At 68.7% G+C, this 13,156-nt stretch carries 16 protein-coding genes; 8 read left to right on the forward strand and 8 right to left on the reverse strand.

Annotated elements, in window-relative coordinates; translation table 11 throughout:
- Positions 1-42: 42 nt before the first annotated feature.
- From ABTZ59_RS08765 to ABTZ59_RS08790, 6 genes are all read right to left on the reverse strand, one after another.
- Entirely contained in the window at positions 43-297 is a 255-nt protein-coding gene (locus ABTZ59_RS08765) for a hypothetical protein (RefSeq protein WP_351392838.1), read from the reverse strand.
- The gene (locus ABTZ59_RS08770; RefSeq protein WP_351392841.1) at positions 294-569 is read right to left on the reverse strand and encodes a holin; all 276 of its coding nucleotides are present in this window, start codon (positions 567-569) and stop codon (positions 294-296) included. Before ABTZ59_RS08770 ends, ABTZ59_RS08765 begins: the two co-directional genes overlap by 4 nt.
- A 19-nt stretch (positions 570-588) precedes the next feature.
- Positions 589-1,518 (reverse strand): peptidoglycan recognition protein family protein, encoded by a 930-nt coding sequence (locus ABTZ59_RS08775; protein WP_351392843.1) that lies wholly within the window; start codon positions 1,516-1,518, stop codon positions 589-591.
- A gap of 135 nt (positions 1,519-1,653) precedes the next feature.
- A complete protein-coding gene (locus tag ABTZ59_RS08780; protein WP_351392846.1) occupies positions 1,654-2,778 on the reverse strand; it encodes a hypothetical protein in 1,125 nt (374 codons plus the stop codon).
- 9 nt (positions 2,779-2,787) lie between these two features.
- Positions 2,788-3,795 carry a hypothetical protein gene (locus ABTZ59_RS08785; protein ID WP_351392849.1) on the reverse strand — a complete coding sequence of 336 codons (1,008 nt, stop codon included), beginning with the start codon at positions 3,793-3,795 and terminating at the stop codon, positions 2,788-2,790.
- Between the two features lie 24 nt (positions 3,796-3,819).
- Positions 3,820-4,461, reverse strand: a complete 642-nt coding sequence (locus tag ABTZ59_RS08790) for a phage distal tail protein (RefSeq protein WP_351392852.1) — start codon at positions 4,459-4,461, stop codon at positions 3,820-3,822.
- Between the two features lie 67 nt (positions 4,462-4,528).
- Between ABTZ59_RS08790 and ABTZ59_RS08795 the strand changes: the two genes are divergently transcribed.
- The 5 genes from ABTZ59_RS08795 (at position 4,529) to ABTZ59_RS08815 (ending at position 8,267) form a co-directional block, all read left to right on the forward strand.
- Positions 4,529-4,744 carry a hypothetical protein gene (locus ABTZ59_RS08795; RefSeq protein ID WP_351392854.1) on the forward strand — a complete coding sequence of 72 codons (216 nt, stop codon included), beginning with the start codon at positions 4,529-4,531 and terminating at the stop codon, positions 4,742-4,744.
- Between the two features lie 173 nt (positions 4,745-4,917).
- A complete protein-coding gene (locus ABTZ59_RS08800) occupies positions 4,918-5,349 on the forward strand; it encodes an ImmA/IrrE family metallo-endopeptidase (protein WP_351392858.1) in 432 nt (143 codons plus the stop codon).
- Positions 5,319-6,698, forward strand: a complete 1,380-nt coding sequence (locus ABTZ59_RS08805; RefSeq protein WP_351392861.1) for a tyrosine-type recombinase/integrase — start codon at positions 5,319-5,321, stop codon at positions 6,696-6,698. The genes ABTZ59_RS08800 and ABTZ59_RS08805 overlap by 31 nt, the downstream gene beginning before the upstream one ends.
- A gap of 109 nt (positions 6,699-6,807) precedes the next feature.
- Positions 6,808-7,701: a LysR family transcriptional regulator gene (locus ABTZ59_RS08810; RefSeq protein WP_351392863.1), complete on the forward strand. Its 894-nt coding sequence runs from the start codon at positions 6,808-6,810 to the stop codon at positions 7,699-7,701.
- 86 nt (positions 7,702-7,787) lie between these two features.
- Complete coding sequence (locus ABTZ59_RS08815) at positions 7,788-8,267, forward strand: NUDIX domain-containing protein (RefSeq protein WP_351392866.1); 480 nt, start codon at positions 7,788-7,790, stop codon at positions 8,265-8,267.
- An 81-nt stretch (positions 8,268-8,348) separates the two neighbouring features.
- Here ABTZ59_RS08815 and ABTZ59_RS08820 read toward each other — a convergent pair whose 3' ends face one another.
- Both ABTZ59_RS08820 and ABTZ59_RS08825 read right to left on the reverse strand, forming a co-directional pair.
- The gene (locus tag ABTZ59_RS08820) at positions 8,349-9,977 is read right to left on the reverse strand and encodes a globin domain-containing protein (RefSeq protein WP_503002427.1); all 1,629 of its coding nucleotides are present in this window, start codon (positions 9,975-9,977) and stop codon (positions 8,349-8,351) included.
- A 493-nt stretch (positions 9,978-10,470) separates the two neighbouring features.
- The gene (locus ABTZ59_RS08825) at positions 10,471-11,109 is read right to left on the reverse strand and encodes an HAD family hydrolase (protein ID WP_351392869.1); all 639 of its coding nucleotides are present in this window, start codon (positions 11,107-11,109) and stop codon (positions 10,471-10,473) included.
- Between the two features lie 76 nt (positions 11,110-11,185).
- Between ABTZ59_RS08825 and ABTZ59_RS08830 the strand changes: the two genes are divergently transcribed.
- The 3 genes from ABTZ59_RS08830 to ABTZ59_RS08840 all read left to right on the forward strand — a co-directional run bounded on the left by ABTZ59_RS08830 (position 11,186) and on the right by ABTZ59_RS08840 (position 13,139).
- Complete coding sequence (locus ABTZ59_RS08830; protein ID WP_351392872.1) at positions 11,186-11,728, forward strand: DUF2269 domain-containing protein; 543 nt, start codon at positions 11,186-11,188, stop codon at positions 11,726-11,728.
- A gap of 5 nt (positions 11,729-11,733) precedes the next feature.
- Positions 11,734-12,600, forward strand: coding sequence for a GNAT family N-acetyltransferase (locus tag ABTZ59_RS08835; RefSeq protein ID WP_351392874.1), 867 nt, complete (start codon positions 11,734-11,736; stop codon positions 12,598-12,600).
- A gap of 86 nt (positions 12,601-12,686) precedes the next feature.
- Positions 12,687-13,139, forward strand: a complete 453-nt coding sequence (locus ABTZ59_RS08840) for a GNAT family N-acetyltransferase (protein WP_351392877.1) — start codon at positions 12,687-12,689, stop codon at positions 13,137-13,139.
- The last annotated feature ends 17 nt before the right edge of the window (positions 13,140-13,156 follow it).

Here is a 13,156-nt window from a genome sequence, read left to right on the forward strand (position 1 = left end):
AGTGCCCCCGGTCCGGCATCAGCCAGCCGGGGGCACCATGCGTTACGGGTGCGGACTCGACCAGTAGGCAACGAGGACCGCCGCCACCGCCGCGATGGCTGCGATGGTCGACCATGGCCAGCGCTTTGCTTCGAGTTGGCGGAGGCGGTCTTCGTGGTCGTCGAGTTGGTCGTTGATGCCGGTGAGGCCGTCGAGCTTTCCTTCGATACGGCTGACACTCTCGCGGGTGGTGCGGAGTTCGCCGTACATCTCAGCGGCTGTGATGGTGACGACTGGGGCGGGCTGGTCGTCGGTCACGGGTTGCCGCCTGTGCCTGCTGTCAGGCTCGTGCCGTAGGGAGTCTCGGTGACACCAGGTCCGTCGTTGCCCGTACCGACGGTGAGGAGAGACGTGGCGACGGAGAGCACGGTCGCGATGCCAGCGAGGGCGAGGCCGCGGCCCCAGGGGAGGGCGAGGAGATCTGCGGCGTCGAGGCCCAGTGCGGCGAGGAGCGTCTGGGCGAAAGTACGAACGGCGCGCTCGTCGGTGGCGAGCCAGAACGTCGGGGTGAAGAGGGATGCTGAGGCCATGATGGGTAAGGTGTCCTGTTCAGTCGGTGACGGTGAAGCCGTTGCGCTGGGCAAGTGCGGTAAGGGTGGTGCGGCCTGGGATGCCGTTGGCGTCGCGGCCGGTGTGGCCGTAGCGGCGCTGCCAAGAGGCATACGCGGCGATGGTCTTGGTGCCGTATGAGCCGTCGGCCCACTTGGCATTGAGGAGGCCCTCGGCGACCAGGGCGTACTCCACGCGCAGGACCTCGTCCTTGTAGGTGGTGTGTCCCTGCTTCGCGCTCGGGTCGGTGCCAGCGGCTTCGCGGATGTGGGCGAGGCTGACTCGTGGCACGACCGGGACGCCTGTCGTCTGGGTGTTGCCGGTCAGCCTCTTGCCGAGGCGGGAGGCGACGCGGGCGCGAAGGTCGGGCATACCGAAGCCACGCGGATCGATCTTGGTATTAGTCCACTCCTTGTGTCCTATGACGGACTTCGCCGTCCAGCCGTGGGCGCGGCAGATCGCTGCGGCGGTCCGCTCGATGGCTTCCAGTTGGGCGTCGGGCCAGGGGTCTACGCCATCGCCGAGGTTGACGCACTCGAATCCGTAGAAGCGGGCGTTGCCGTCGGTGTTGTTCTCGTTCGGGCGGGGCGGTGTGGTGCTGTAGTTCTCGGCGATGACGGCGCGCAGGACGTCGTCGTCTCCGGTGCCGGCGTGGTTGGCACAGCCGTGGCCGACGAGGTGGACGGTGCCGTCCTTGGCGATGACGCCGTGGCAAAGCGGGCCGGGCAGGTCGGCGTGGCCGCCGTAGCAGAGGCGGACTGATGTGTCGGTCCCGGTGGTCACGGTGTGGTGGATGATGACGCCGTTGACCGGCCCCCAGGATCCCTTGTGGTTGCGGTTGTGGGTGCGCCAGCCGTCATGCTCGACGACGGTGATGCCTTCGACGCGCAGGGCCCTGACGAGGGCGTCGGCGGGCAGGGGCGTGGCCATGGAGGGACTCCTTCTGGGGGCTGCGTTACTCGTCGGTGTCATCCGGCGGGGGCGCGGGCAGGCGTCCGCGTAGTTCGCGGATGTCCTCTTCAAGGCGGCGGATGCGGTCGAGCAGGTCGGGCGGGATGGTGGCCATCAGTCGTCGTCTCCTTGATCTGCGACGGAGCTGGTGGCGGCGTCGAGGAGGAGGGAGGCGGACTCGGGCTGGCCGCTTTCGGGGGCGCGGACGGTGAAGCCGACCACGCGGTAGCGGCCGGTGAGTTGGTCGGCCCAGACGTCGGCGATGCGCAGGCGGACGGTGGCGCCGAGGATGGCCGGGGTCAGGGCTGCGGCGTCGAGGTTGACGGTGATCTCGGGAACAGTGGTCCGGTTCCAGGCTTCGCGCAAGTCCGCCGTGGCGTGCTGGTCGATAACCGTCTTGGAGGTGACGGTGGTGTAGTCGCTGGTGCCGTCGAGTCGGGGCCACCCCTCCTCAATGGCGCCGGGGATGTAGAGGGCGGCGGACATGAGCGGGCGCTGGCTGGTGCTGTTGGTAGCGCCGCGGGAGCGCCAGTGGGTGGCACGGGTGGTGGCGTCGTACGGGAATCGGTACGAGGCGATGGGGCCCGGGAAGTTGAGCACGGTGTCGGTGTCGGTGCTGGACGTCGTGATGCGCGGGTAGCCGAGTTGGAGTTCCTTGACGCGTTCGCCGTCGGTGTCGCGGTAGCAGCGGATGCGCCACTCGAAGCCGTTGTCCGTGGCGGCAAGCTTGTCGAGCAGGTCACGGAGCTTGGGCAGGTCGTATCGGGAGTATTTACGGGTGCGCGCGACGCCAGAGGTCTGGGTGGTGGTGCGGATACCGATGTCGCCGCCCTCGGCGTCCTGGGCGAAGGCCAGCAGACGCCGGGCAGTCTCCAACTGATCGAGGTTCGTTGCGGTGAGATCTGCAGTCAGCAGCCGGTGATCCAGGTAGCTGTCGAACGTCGCGGCCTGGATCTCTGCCTGTGCGGGGATACCGCGGTCGGTGGAAGACAGCGCGGCGGTCCACACGATGCCGGCCCACCAGATGGCGCGGTCGCGCTCGATCCACACCGCGGTACGCCCGGGGATGACGGCTGTGCGGACGCGCTCGGCGGTGTCGTGGTCCGGTGCGGTGAGCGTGGCCGTCAGGGTGCCGGTCTTGCCGATGTAGTCCTCAATGCTGACGGAGGAGATCGGGAAGGCATCGCGTACCTGGTCGGTGCGCAGGTCGCAGAAGAGCGCGCGGTAGACGGAGGTCACGTCCCCTACTCAGAGCGGGTACATGACGCCGTGAAGACTGACCCAGGGCGGGGCGTCGCCAGCGGCGGACAACAGGGTCGCCGTGCCGTTGCTGTGAAAGTCGATCTTTACGGCGATGATCGAGCTGTTCGCAGACGAGCAGGCCACCGGCAGCGTTCGCAGCCCGGAGCTGGGGCGAGCGGTGGTGGGCAGGGCGCTACGCAGGAACCTGCCGCTGCCGCGCGGGTTGCCGCCGGAGTAGGAGACGTTCATGCCGCCGCGCCACTGGACGAAGCGGGTGCCGAGCAGGTCGATCACGCGGTAGCGCACGTCGCCGTTGCTGTTGCCGTTGTGGCCGTAGCCAGAGGCGAGGGACGCCTTCGTCCAGGTGATGAGCCCGGTAGCGAGGCCGGACCAGGCGGTCCCGGTGTAGCGCTGGAGTCCGGTGCCGTTGTCGCGGTACTGGCCTCGGTGGGCGCCGGCCACGCTGTAGGGAGTGATGCCGCCGACTGCGGCGGTGTAGCGGCGCACGTCGGTGGTGGCCGCGGCGAACCCGATACCGCCCGTGCCCGCGGAGATCCCGGCGGCGATTTGGACCCGGAAGAGGGCGAGCGCGCCCCTCGGCGTGGAAGGCGCCGTGGGGGCGGCGCCGGGCGTGCCGGGGATGATCTCGACGGCGACGAGGGTCTGGCCGGAGTCGTCGTATGCGGTGTCGTAGACGCGCAGCACCACGAGGTCGATGCGCGGGTTGGCAGGGTCGCCGTCAGCGAACACCAGCGGCTCGTCGGCGGTGATCGCGACGGGGTAGGCGCCTTGGGGTTCGGTGCCCTGGATGATCGCACGGCCGGTGGCCAAGGTGGCGGTCATGGGGCCCGTGGCCGTGAGCGCGAAGGGATCGCTGCCGGGGATCGCACCGGGGGAAGTCGTGAGTTCGGCGGCAGGGGTCATGGTGCCGAGCGGGGCGAGGCGGGTGTCGTTGCGGGTCTGTCCCCCTGCGGTATCCCCGCGGTTGGTGAGCCACGCGGCCCTGACGGTCATGGTCGGACTCCTGAGGGTCGAGGGTTACCAGTACGCGGAGCGCCACAAGACGGTGAGGGGCCCATTGGCGTTGAACTCGGCGGCGCGGAAAGTGAGCAGTGATTCGCCGGGCGGGAGCGTGAACGCCTGCTCGGGGGTGCTGCGTGCGGTCGCCGTGTACAGGCGCGGGGCGGTGTCGTTGAGGGTGACGGTGCCGGCCTGCGTGTCGATGACCAGCCGGTCGTTGGAGGCCAGCGTGATGTCGTACTCCAGCACCGCGCCGGTCGCCTGGTTCGTGACGGTGGGTCGCACGACCGGGCCGGTGATCGCCAGGACGGGCTGGGTATCGGCGTCCCCCGCGTTGTCGACGAGCACGGCGCCCGGCGTACCTGCGGCGCCGTAATCGAGTTCCCACTCCACGCCGGGCGGCGTGTCGGTGGGGTGCCAGTCGAGACCGGGCTCCGGTTCGGGCAGCCCAGTGCGGGCGACCTGTTCCTCGACCTGGTAGCGGCGAGGGTCGGCGCAGGTGAACTCCACCGACCCGCTCGGCTTGCCCCAGGTGTAGTCGCGTGAGGCGGGCAAGGTGCGGCGAGTCACCCGTGCCGCGACACCGGGCTGCGGCTGGTCGGCGGCGACTTCAACCAGTGCGCGTACGGCGTCGGCATGCACCAGCACCGCAGGACCCACGGGCGACACAGGGCGTCTGGTCGCGGCCCTTCGCCAAGCCACAGAGTTCAGCCGCATCTGCGCGGACATGGGCGCCGAACCTGCCGCGCTGGCCCAGTTCGACGCCGCCGCCGAGGCCCTGCTGTCCTCCGCCGTAACCGCACAGGCTCGCGCCGCCGGCCTCACCCAAGAGCACTTCGCCGCCGTAGCCCACTCTCCACGCAGCGACGGCGGACCCGACTCCGACCGCGCAGTCGTCGACGACGTCGTACGACAGTTCCGCGCCGAGCAACGCGAGGAATAGGAGCGGCACTCAGCGTTTCGGGTTGCACACAAATGATCATTCCCACAGAATCGAACATCAGTTCTATGTCGTGAAACGGAGAGCGCATGGCCACCGCCGCCTGCCCGCTACCCCCACCCGTTGCGACCCCGCGCCCTCGACTCCTGTCCGCCCACCGCCGCGAGACCCCCCACATGATCAAGCCGTACAACCCCTGGGACGCGGCCGATGAGCTTGGGCTGCACATCCGCTACGCGCCGCTGCGTGACTCGTGGTCGTGGTGGGTGCCCTCCGACCGCCTGGTCGTCATGGCCGATCGACTCACGCAGGTGCAGGAACGCTGCGCCCTCGCGCACGAGATCGAACACGCGATCAACAACGACAGCGAATGCCGCAACACCTCACCCATCGAGCACGTCTGGGCTCGACGACAGGAAATCCGCGCCGACGAGGCCGCAGCCCGCAAACTCGTCCCCGCCGTGGATCTCGAAGAGGCGCTGAACTGGGCGACCTCCCGCGAGGAAGCCGCCTACGAACTGGGCGTCACGGAGCACATGCTCCGCGTCCGGCTCCGAATACGCAGAAGGGAGCTTGAGTGGCTGGATACATCGAGGACCGGTGGCTGAACAAACGCCCCGATCCCGCGACCGGCAAGGGGGACCGGTACAAGGTCGCAGGCATCCCCGGCGTCCGCGCCCGTACGTTCCAGACGCTCGACGACGCGAAGGCCTGGCTAGCCAAGGCCTCGTCCCAGGCCCGGGAAGGCGAGTTCGTCGACCCCCGCCGCGGACTGATCACGCTGTCCGAGTACATCGACAAGTACTGGCTGCCGGGCAAGCCCCAGCGTGGCAAGAATCGCAAGAACATCAACGAGCGCCTCAACCACATTCGACCGCAGCTCGGTGCCCTCCCACTCAGGGACGTCACTGCGGCCGTCCTGCGCAAGTTCATCGTCCACCTTGAAGAGACGGTGGCCGGTTCGTACGGCAACAGCATCTGCTCGACGCTCGCGAGCATCCTCGACACTGCGGTCGAGGACAAGCGGATCACCTCCAACTCCGCCCGCTCCAAGTCCGTCGTCTTCCCTTCGAAGAAGGTGAAGGAGAAGCGGGAAGCGTGGGCGCCGGAAGTCGTGCGGGCCGTCCTCGAAGCCATCAACCCGCGTCATCGCATCGCGGTCGTTCTCGGAGCGGGCTGCGGTCTACGCCAGGGCGAGGTCTTCGGGCTCTCGGCCGCAGACATCGACTTCAAAGACGCGCAGATCCACGTACACCGCCAGATCCAGCTCGACGGCAACACGATGCTCTACAAGCTGCCGAAGGGGGAGAAGACCCGCGTCGTGCCCATGCCGGCCTCCGTCGCGGCCGAGCTCCGGCGACACATGCGCGAGTACGCGCCCCTCCTGATCGAACTGCCCTGGGGAGAAGCTGACGCGGAGAAGACGCAGCAGCACGCCCTCGTCCTCACCAACGCTGCGGGCAACGCGAACAACTTCAAGAACTGGAACGTCCGCACCTGGAAGCCCGCGCTCGTGGCAGCCAGCCTGATCCCGAAGCCGGAGCCGGGCGCGCGCCGAGGCGCCTTTACCGAGTCCCGGAAGGACGGCTTCCACGTCCTGCGTCACACCTACGCCTCGGTGACGCTCAGGGAAGAGGAGGACATCGTCACGCTCTCCCACTGGCTCGGCCATGAGACACCGACCATCACGCTTGAGCACTACGCCCACTTCATGCCGCAGTCCGGAGCCAAGGGCGCCGCCGCGGTGAACGCCCTGCTCGCGCCACCTACGGCCGCCAAGACTCCCCTCGTGCTGAAACTCCCCCAGCACTCCCCAGCCCTCATCTGGAAGCAGTACCCCGACAAGGAACCCGCAGCCAGGCGGCATACGAAAGTTGGACGGTCCGAGCCTCCCCCCTCATGGCTCGGACCGTCCCAGGTTCCACGCGCGGAGAACCATTTGCCCAAGGCTAGTTGACTCTGCGTCAGTGTCCAATCACAGTAGCGACAGCGACCTATCGACTTATTTATAGTTGACTGTCCGGAGTTGCCGCGGGGGCCGAGGCTCAAGACGGGAGAGCGGGAACATGGACCTGGCCCTGCTCCGCACCTTTGTCACCGTGCACCGCGCGGGCTCCTTCACCCGCGCCGCGGCGCTGCTCGGTCTCTCCCAGCCCGCGGTCACCGGCCAGATCAGAACCCTGGAACGACAGCTCGGCCGGCCGCTCTTCCTGCGCCAGGCCCGCGGCGTGACCCCCACCACCATCGGCGACGAACTCGCCCAGCGGGCCGCCCCCCATCTCGACGCCCTTGTCGAGATCGCCGAGACCGGACTCGACGAGGAATCCGGCGTACGGACACTCCATCTGGCCGGACCACCGGAGTTCACCTCCCTGCGGGCGCTGCCCGCGCTCACCCCGCTCACCACCCAGGGCCTCGCCCTGCGCACCTCCTTCTTCGGCAACCCCGAAGAGACCCTGGAAGGCCTGGCCGCCGGACACCACGATCTGGCCATCACCACGGCTCGGCCGCGCGGCGGGCTGCTCACCTCGACTCCGCTCTGCGACGAGGAACATGTACTGATCGCCGCACCCCGCTGGGCGGCCAGGCTGGGCCATGACGTGCTGCGCGAGGGCCAGGTGGTGCTGGAGCAGCTGCCGGTGGTGGAGGTGCACGAATCCCTCCCGCTCGTCTCCCGCTACTGGGCGACCGTCTTCGAGTCCCAGCCGGCCGCCGCCGGCACCGTGATCGCCCCCGACCTGCGGGCCGTCCTCGAATGCACGGCCGCGGGTGCCGGACTGGCCGTACTGCCCCGTTACCTCTGCGAAGGAGCGCTGGAGCGCGGGGAAGTGGTCGCGCTGCTCGATCCGCCCGTACCCCCGCTGCGCACCTACTTCCTGGTCGTACGCACAGGCACCCTCACCCTGCCCCCGGTCGCACGGGCCCATGAATGGCTGCTGCGCGCCGCCGAGGAGTGGTGAGAGGAGAACAGGCGGGAGACAGGCGGGAGACAGCTGGGAGTCCCGGCGGGAGTTTCAGAAGGGGAATCCCGGGCGAACCTCTTCCCATGACCGAAAGGCCCGTGGTCAAGCGCACCGCACGCGCCATCCTGCTCGACGGCGACGACCTGATCCTGATCAAACGCACCAAACCGGGAGTGGATCCCTACTGGCTCACCCCCGGCGGCGGAGTGGAGCCGACGGACACCACCGTCGTCGACGCACTCCACCGCGAAGTCCACGAAGAACTCGGCGCCAAGATCATGGATGTGGTGCCCTGCTTCGTCGACACCGTGGAACATATCGCCGACGGTGGCGTGACCGGCGTCAAAGTGCAGCACTTCTTCGTCTGCCGGCTGGCCTCGATGGACCCCTCGCTGCGGCACGGCCCCGAGATCGAGGAGCCGCATGGCGAGTACGAGATCGTACGGGTGCCCTTCAGCCGTGTCGGGATCGCCGCCGTCCACCTCGTACCGCTGTCACTGCGGCACTACCTGGACGGCAATATCGAGGGCGTACGCGCGATGCACGCCCCCGACCTGGCCTGAAGACCACCAGCCCGGCCGCGCCGCGTTCCCGGCCCCATCCGGCCGGATCCCGACGACAGGCCCTGGCCCGGACGACAGGACCTAGCCGACCGCCGCCACCAGTTCCTCAAGGGAGTCATGGCGGATCCGCTCCAACGGGATCCCCGCCCCCTTGAGCGCGTCGAGACTGCTGCGGATCATCCCGGGCGGCCCCGACAGATACGCGTCGTACTCATGCCAGGGACCGTAGTCGCGCACCGCCTCCGGAAGCTGCCCCGTAAGCCCCTGGCTGGGCCCCTCGGCGACCACCGGACGCACCGCCAGCCACGGATGCACGCTCTGGAGCCGCAGCATCGTCTCGATGTCGTACAGATCCGCGTCATGGCGCGCACCGTAGAAGACGTGGACGGGGCGGCGGTGCCCATGCTCGGCGACATCCTCGACAAGCGCCTTGATCGGCGCTATGCCCGTGCCGCCGCCCAGACAGAGCAGGCCGTTGTCCGTGCTGTGGTCGACGGTCATCGAACCGGCCGGCGGGCCCAGCCGCAGAACATCGCCGGGACGGGCGTGATGGACCAGCGCGTTGGAGACCCAGCCCGCCGGAACCGCCTTGACATGGAAGGACAGCAGACCGTCCGGACGGGGCGCGGAAGCGAACGAGTAGTGCCGCCAGACCCGTGGCCACCACGGCGTCTCCAGGCTGGTGTACTGCCCCGCCACGAACGGATACGGCTGATCGGGGCGGACCGTGACGACCGCGATGTCGGACGTGCGCAGATCGTGCGAGACCACCTCGGCCTGCCACCAGGCCGGAGCGTGCAGCTCGTTCTCCGCCGCCGCGTCGATCATGATCTGCGAGATCGTGGTGTACGTCCTGACCCAGGCGCCCTCGGTCTCGTCGTCCCAGCTGGCCGAGGCGTAACGGGACAGCGCCCCCAAAAGCGCCTCGCCGACGGCGGGATAGTGCGTGGCCTGCGTGCCGTACTTGCGGTGTCCCCGGCCCAGTTGGCGGAGATAGCCCGTCAGCACAGCCGGCGAGTCCATGTGCTCGGCGGCGGTCAGCAGCGCCTTGAGGAGCCGGTCACGCTGGGCGTCCATGGCGACGGGGAACAGGCTCCGCAGGTCCGGGTGACGGACGAAGAGCAGCGAATAGAAGTACGAGGTGACCTGGTCGGAGACCGGAGCGATCTCGGCCAGCGTACGGCGGACCAGGATGGCGTCCGGGGACGCGTCCGGGTCGTCCGCGGGAGCGGAGGGCGCGGCTGAAGCGGAGGGCGCTGTTGACGCGGAGGGCGCGGACGACGCGACAGGGGCCCCGGTGGACGGCTGCGGCGCCGGCGCCTCGGGAGGCAGCGCGCCCGGCATCGGTGCGGCAGGCTTCGCTGCTCCTGGTGCGGCCTCGGCGGCCGGTCCACCGCCGCTGCCGGCCGTCGCGGCGGGATGCGAAGCGGGGTTCGTAGCGGCTGCGGCGGGGCCTGCCGGTGCAGGGCCTGCCGGTGCCGGATGCTCATGGACCGGCGGATGAGGAGCCGGTCCGTCGGCGCCGCGTACCCCCTTGCCACGCGGCCGGAATGCCTCGGGAACGTCGTCCACCGGCCCCGGCTGCCGCCCGGCCGCCGTATCCGTCCGTGAATCATGCCCCACGGCGCCCTCACGCGGCGGCGGCGCGGAACGAGCCGCCCCGGAGCCCACCGGGCGTATGGAGGCAAGCGAGCGCCCCGGAACGGGTATTCGCTCCCGCCCGGCCGCCTCCCGCGCGCCGTCCGCGGTCCCGGTGTCCGGCCGGCCCTCGCCCTTCGGCGCTCTACGGGCCGCGAACCAACCGCCTCCTCCGCCGTCTCCAGAAGTGCCGTTGTCGGCCGACGTGGTGGTCGGAGCGTCCATGGTGTGCCTCGCCTCGAACATCTCTCGGTCGGTCTGCGCACTTCCGCTGGCCCGGAATACGCTAGCAATTCCCCGCTCTGACTAGGACTGTTGACAGCTCACGTCAACCTCCCCCGAAGCCCCCATTCGGGCACAAGGTGAAGGAGTGCGACATTGCCCACATCGCCTCTGCACGCAGCATGACAGGCCGAGGGACCACAGGGGACAAAGAGCGCGAAGTCCGGGCATCCACACCGGATTTACCGTTAGGCTGCATCGCTCCTGTGCTCATTCGCCGGATTCCCGCCGCGTTTCCCGCGGCACCTCCGGGTCAGAGTATTACTGCCGCCGCCGTACCGGTTCACTGGAGCCGAACCAGTTCATAGGCCTCACGCAGATCGCCTCCCTTGTACGTGTGCGTAGCAAGCCCCGACAGATGGTGATCCGCATTGACCGCCACAGCCCGGGGCACCGTCGCGAAGATCTCCGCATCAGACATCGAATCACCGTAGGCGACACAGTCGTCCAGACCCACCCCGAACTCTGCACACAGCCGGTTCGCGATCTTCACCTTGGCGGCGGGGTTCAAAATGCCCGCCCGGTCGACCGGCTCGGTGAAAGGCAGCACCGGCCAGCGAGAACCATGCGCGGCATGCACACCCCACTCCAGCAGCCGCGCCACAAAGAAGTCGGGCGACAAGGAGATAACAGCGCAGTAATCCCCCCGCTTCCGGATATCCGCCCAGACCTCACGGATACCCAGCAGCCAGGGCGCGCCTTCGAAAGCCGCCGCGACCTGCGCGAGGGTGAGTTCTGCCCACAGCTCCCGGGCCCGCACCGCGAACTCGTCCGGCGCCAGCCCCAGGGATCGAAACTCACGCTCCAACTCCGCGATTTCGGCACCTACCCCCAACTGCCGGGAAATCTCCACAGCCGCCGCCGAACCACGGATCAGCGTTCCATCGAGGTCGAAGAGATGCAGTCTGCGTACGCTTGCCATGTACGCCGAGGTTAGTACGCGCGGTTACTCCCGTGGTCAGACGCCCCACACCCGGCCGCAAGGCACCGTGTTTCACGTGAAACAACTCAAGCGGCCCGCGCGCCGTACTCTCCTCGTCGCCCATGTCGCCACATCCGTGAGCTGGCTGGGACTCACCCTCGGCCTCCTCACCCTCGGCATCACCGCCTACATCACCGACGACGCCACCACCACACAGGCCGCCTACCGCGCCATGAAGATCTTCGCCGACTGGCTGATCGTCCCCATCGCTCTGCTCGCCCTCATCAGTGGAGTGCTGCTCTCACTCGGAACCCCCTGGGGTCTGGCCCGGCACCGCTGGGTGTGGATCAAGTTCTGGCTCACCCTGATCACCCTCGCGGCAACCGTCTTCGCCCTGCGGCCGACCATCAACGACGCCGCGGCCGCCGGACTCCCCAACAGCAGCCTCGTCGCCGCGCCCACCGTGGCGAGCTGTGCCTATCTCTTCATGACAGCGATCTCCGTACTCAAACCCTGGGGACTCACACGGCGCGGCCGACGTCTGCAGCACCGGGCCGCATCCCGTCGCACTACTTCTCGTAAAGCGGTGGACGAACGATCACCGGCTCCGACAGCCTGATCCTTATGTCGACACCGCTGTCCGCACAGCCGATCCGCCGTCTGACCATGAGCGACCTCACCTCCTGCGCAGACCTCGCCGAAGACCGCAGCTGGCCACGCGAAGAGCGCAAATGGAGTCTGCTCCTCTCGGCGAGCACCACCTATGGCATCGACGACCCGGCGGGCACAGGGCTGGCAGGCGTATGCGTCGTCACCTCGTACGGCCCCACGGACCGCCCGGAACTCGCCTCCATCGGCATGCTGCTCGTCGCCGGACGGCACGCGCGCCAGGGGCTCGGGCGGCGGCTCATGAACCACGCGCTGCACGAGGCCGGGAGCACCCCGCTCACCCTCTACGCCACTCCATTCGGACGCCCGCTCTACGAGAAGCTTGGCTTCACCGACATCGGCGAAGCCGAGACGCTCCTCGGACATCTCCGGTCATCGGAGCACCCGCCGCGGATCACCACCCGGCCCGCGTCCGCCAGCGACCTGCCGGCCCTCGTACGCCTGGACACCGAAGTCTTCGGAGCAGACCGCACCCACCTCATCGCACGGCTTCCGGCCTTCGCCGACCGGCTCAGAGTCGCGGAGGAAGGCTCCACCCTCATCGGGTACGCGGCGGCCTGGCCGTCGGCGAGCGCCGATGTCATCGGCCCCCTGATCGCCCGGGACACAGAGACAGCGAAAGCACTGATCTCCACGCTGGCCACGGGCTCGGACCGACCCGTTCGAACCGTCATCGACCTGCGCCACGAAGAACTGCTCAACTGGCTCAAAGAGCATGGCCTGAATCCGGTCACCCTTACGACGCTCATGACATACAGCGACCGGGAACTGCCCGGCGACCGGTCCCGACGGTTCGCACCACTGAACATGGCGACCGGCTGAGCCTCCCGGACCGATCGACCGCCCGATCGACCGACCGCGGCCCCCGACCGGCCCCCGTCAGCGCCCTCCGGCGTACTCTGCGGATCATGAGCGATCTGCACATACGGCCCGCCGCCCACGACGACATCCCCGCCATCGCGGCGATGCTCGCCGACGACCCCTTGGGCGCCCAGCGCGAATCCCCCGACGACCTCACCCCGTACACCGAGGCCTACGAGCGACTCGCCCGCGACCCGAACCAGCACGTCATGGTGGCCGAACTCGATGGCCGGATCATCGGCACGCTCCAGCTCACCATCGTCCCCGGACTCTCCCGGCGCGGCGCGACCCGCTCCATCATCGAGGCCGTACGCGTACACGCCGATGCGCGCGGCAGCGGACTCGGCACGCGCTTCATCGAGTGGGCGGTCGACGAATCCCGTCGCCAGGGCTGCCAGTTGATCCAGCTGACCTCCGACGCCAGCCGCACCGACGCCCACCGCTTCTACGAGCGACTCGGCTTCACCGCCTCACATGTCGGTTTCAAGATGAGTATCTGACAACCGCATCCTTATGT

It is taken from the genome of Streptomyces sp. NPDC094034 (genome assembly GCF_040303865.1).
In the GTDB taxonomy this organism is placed as follows: domain Bacteria; phylum Actinomycetota; class Actinomycetes; order Streptomycetales; family Streptomycetaceae; genus Streptomyces.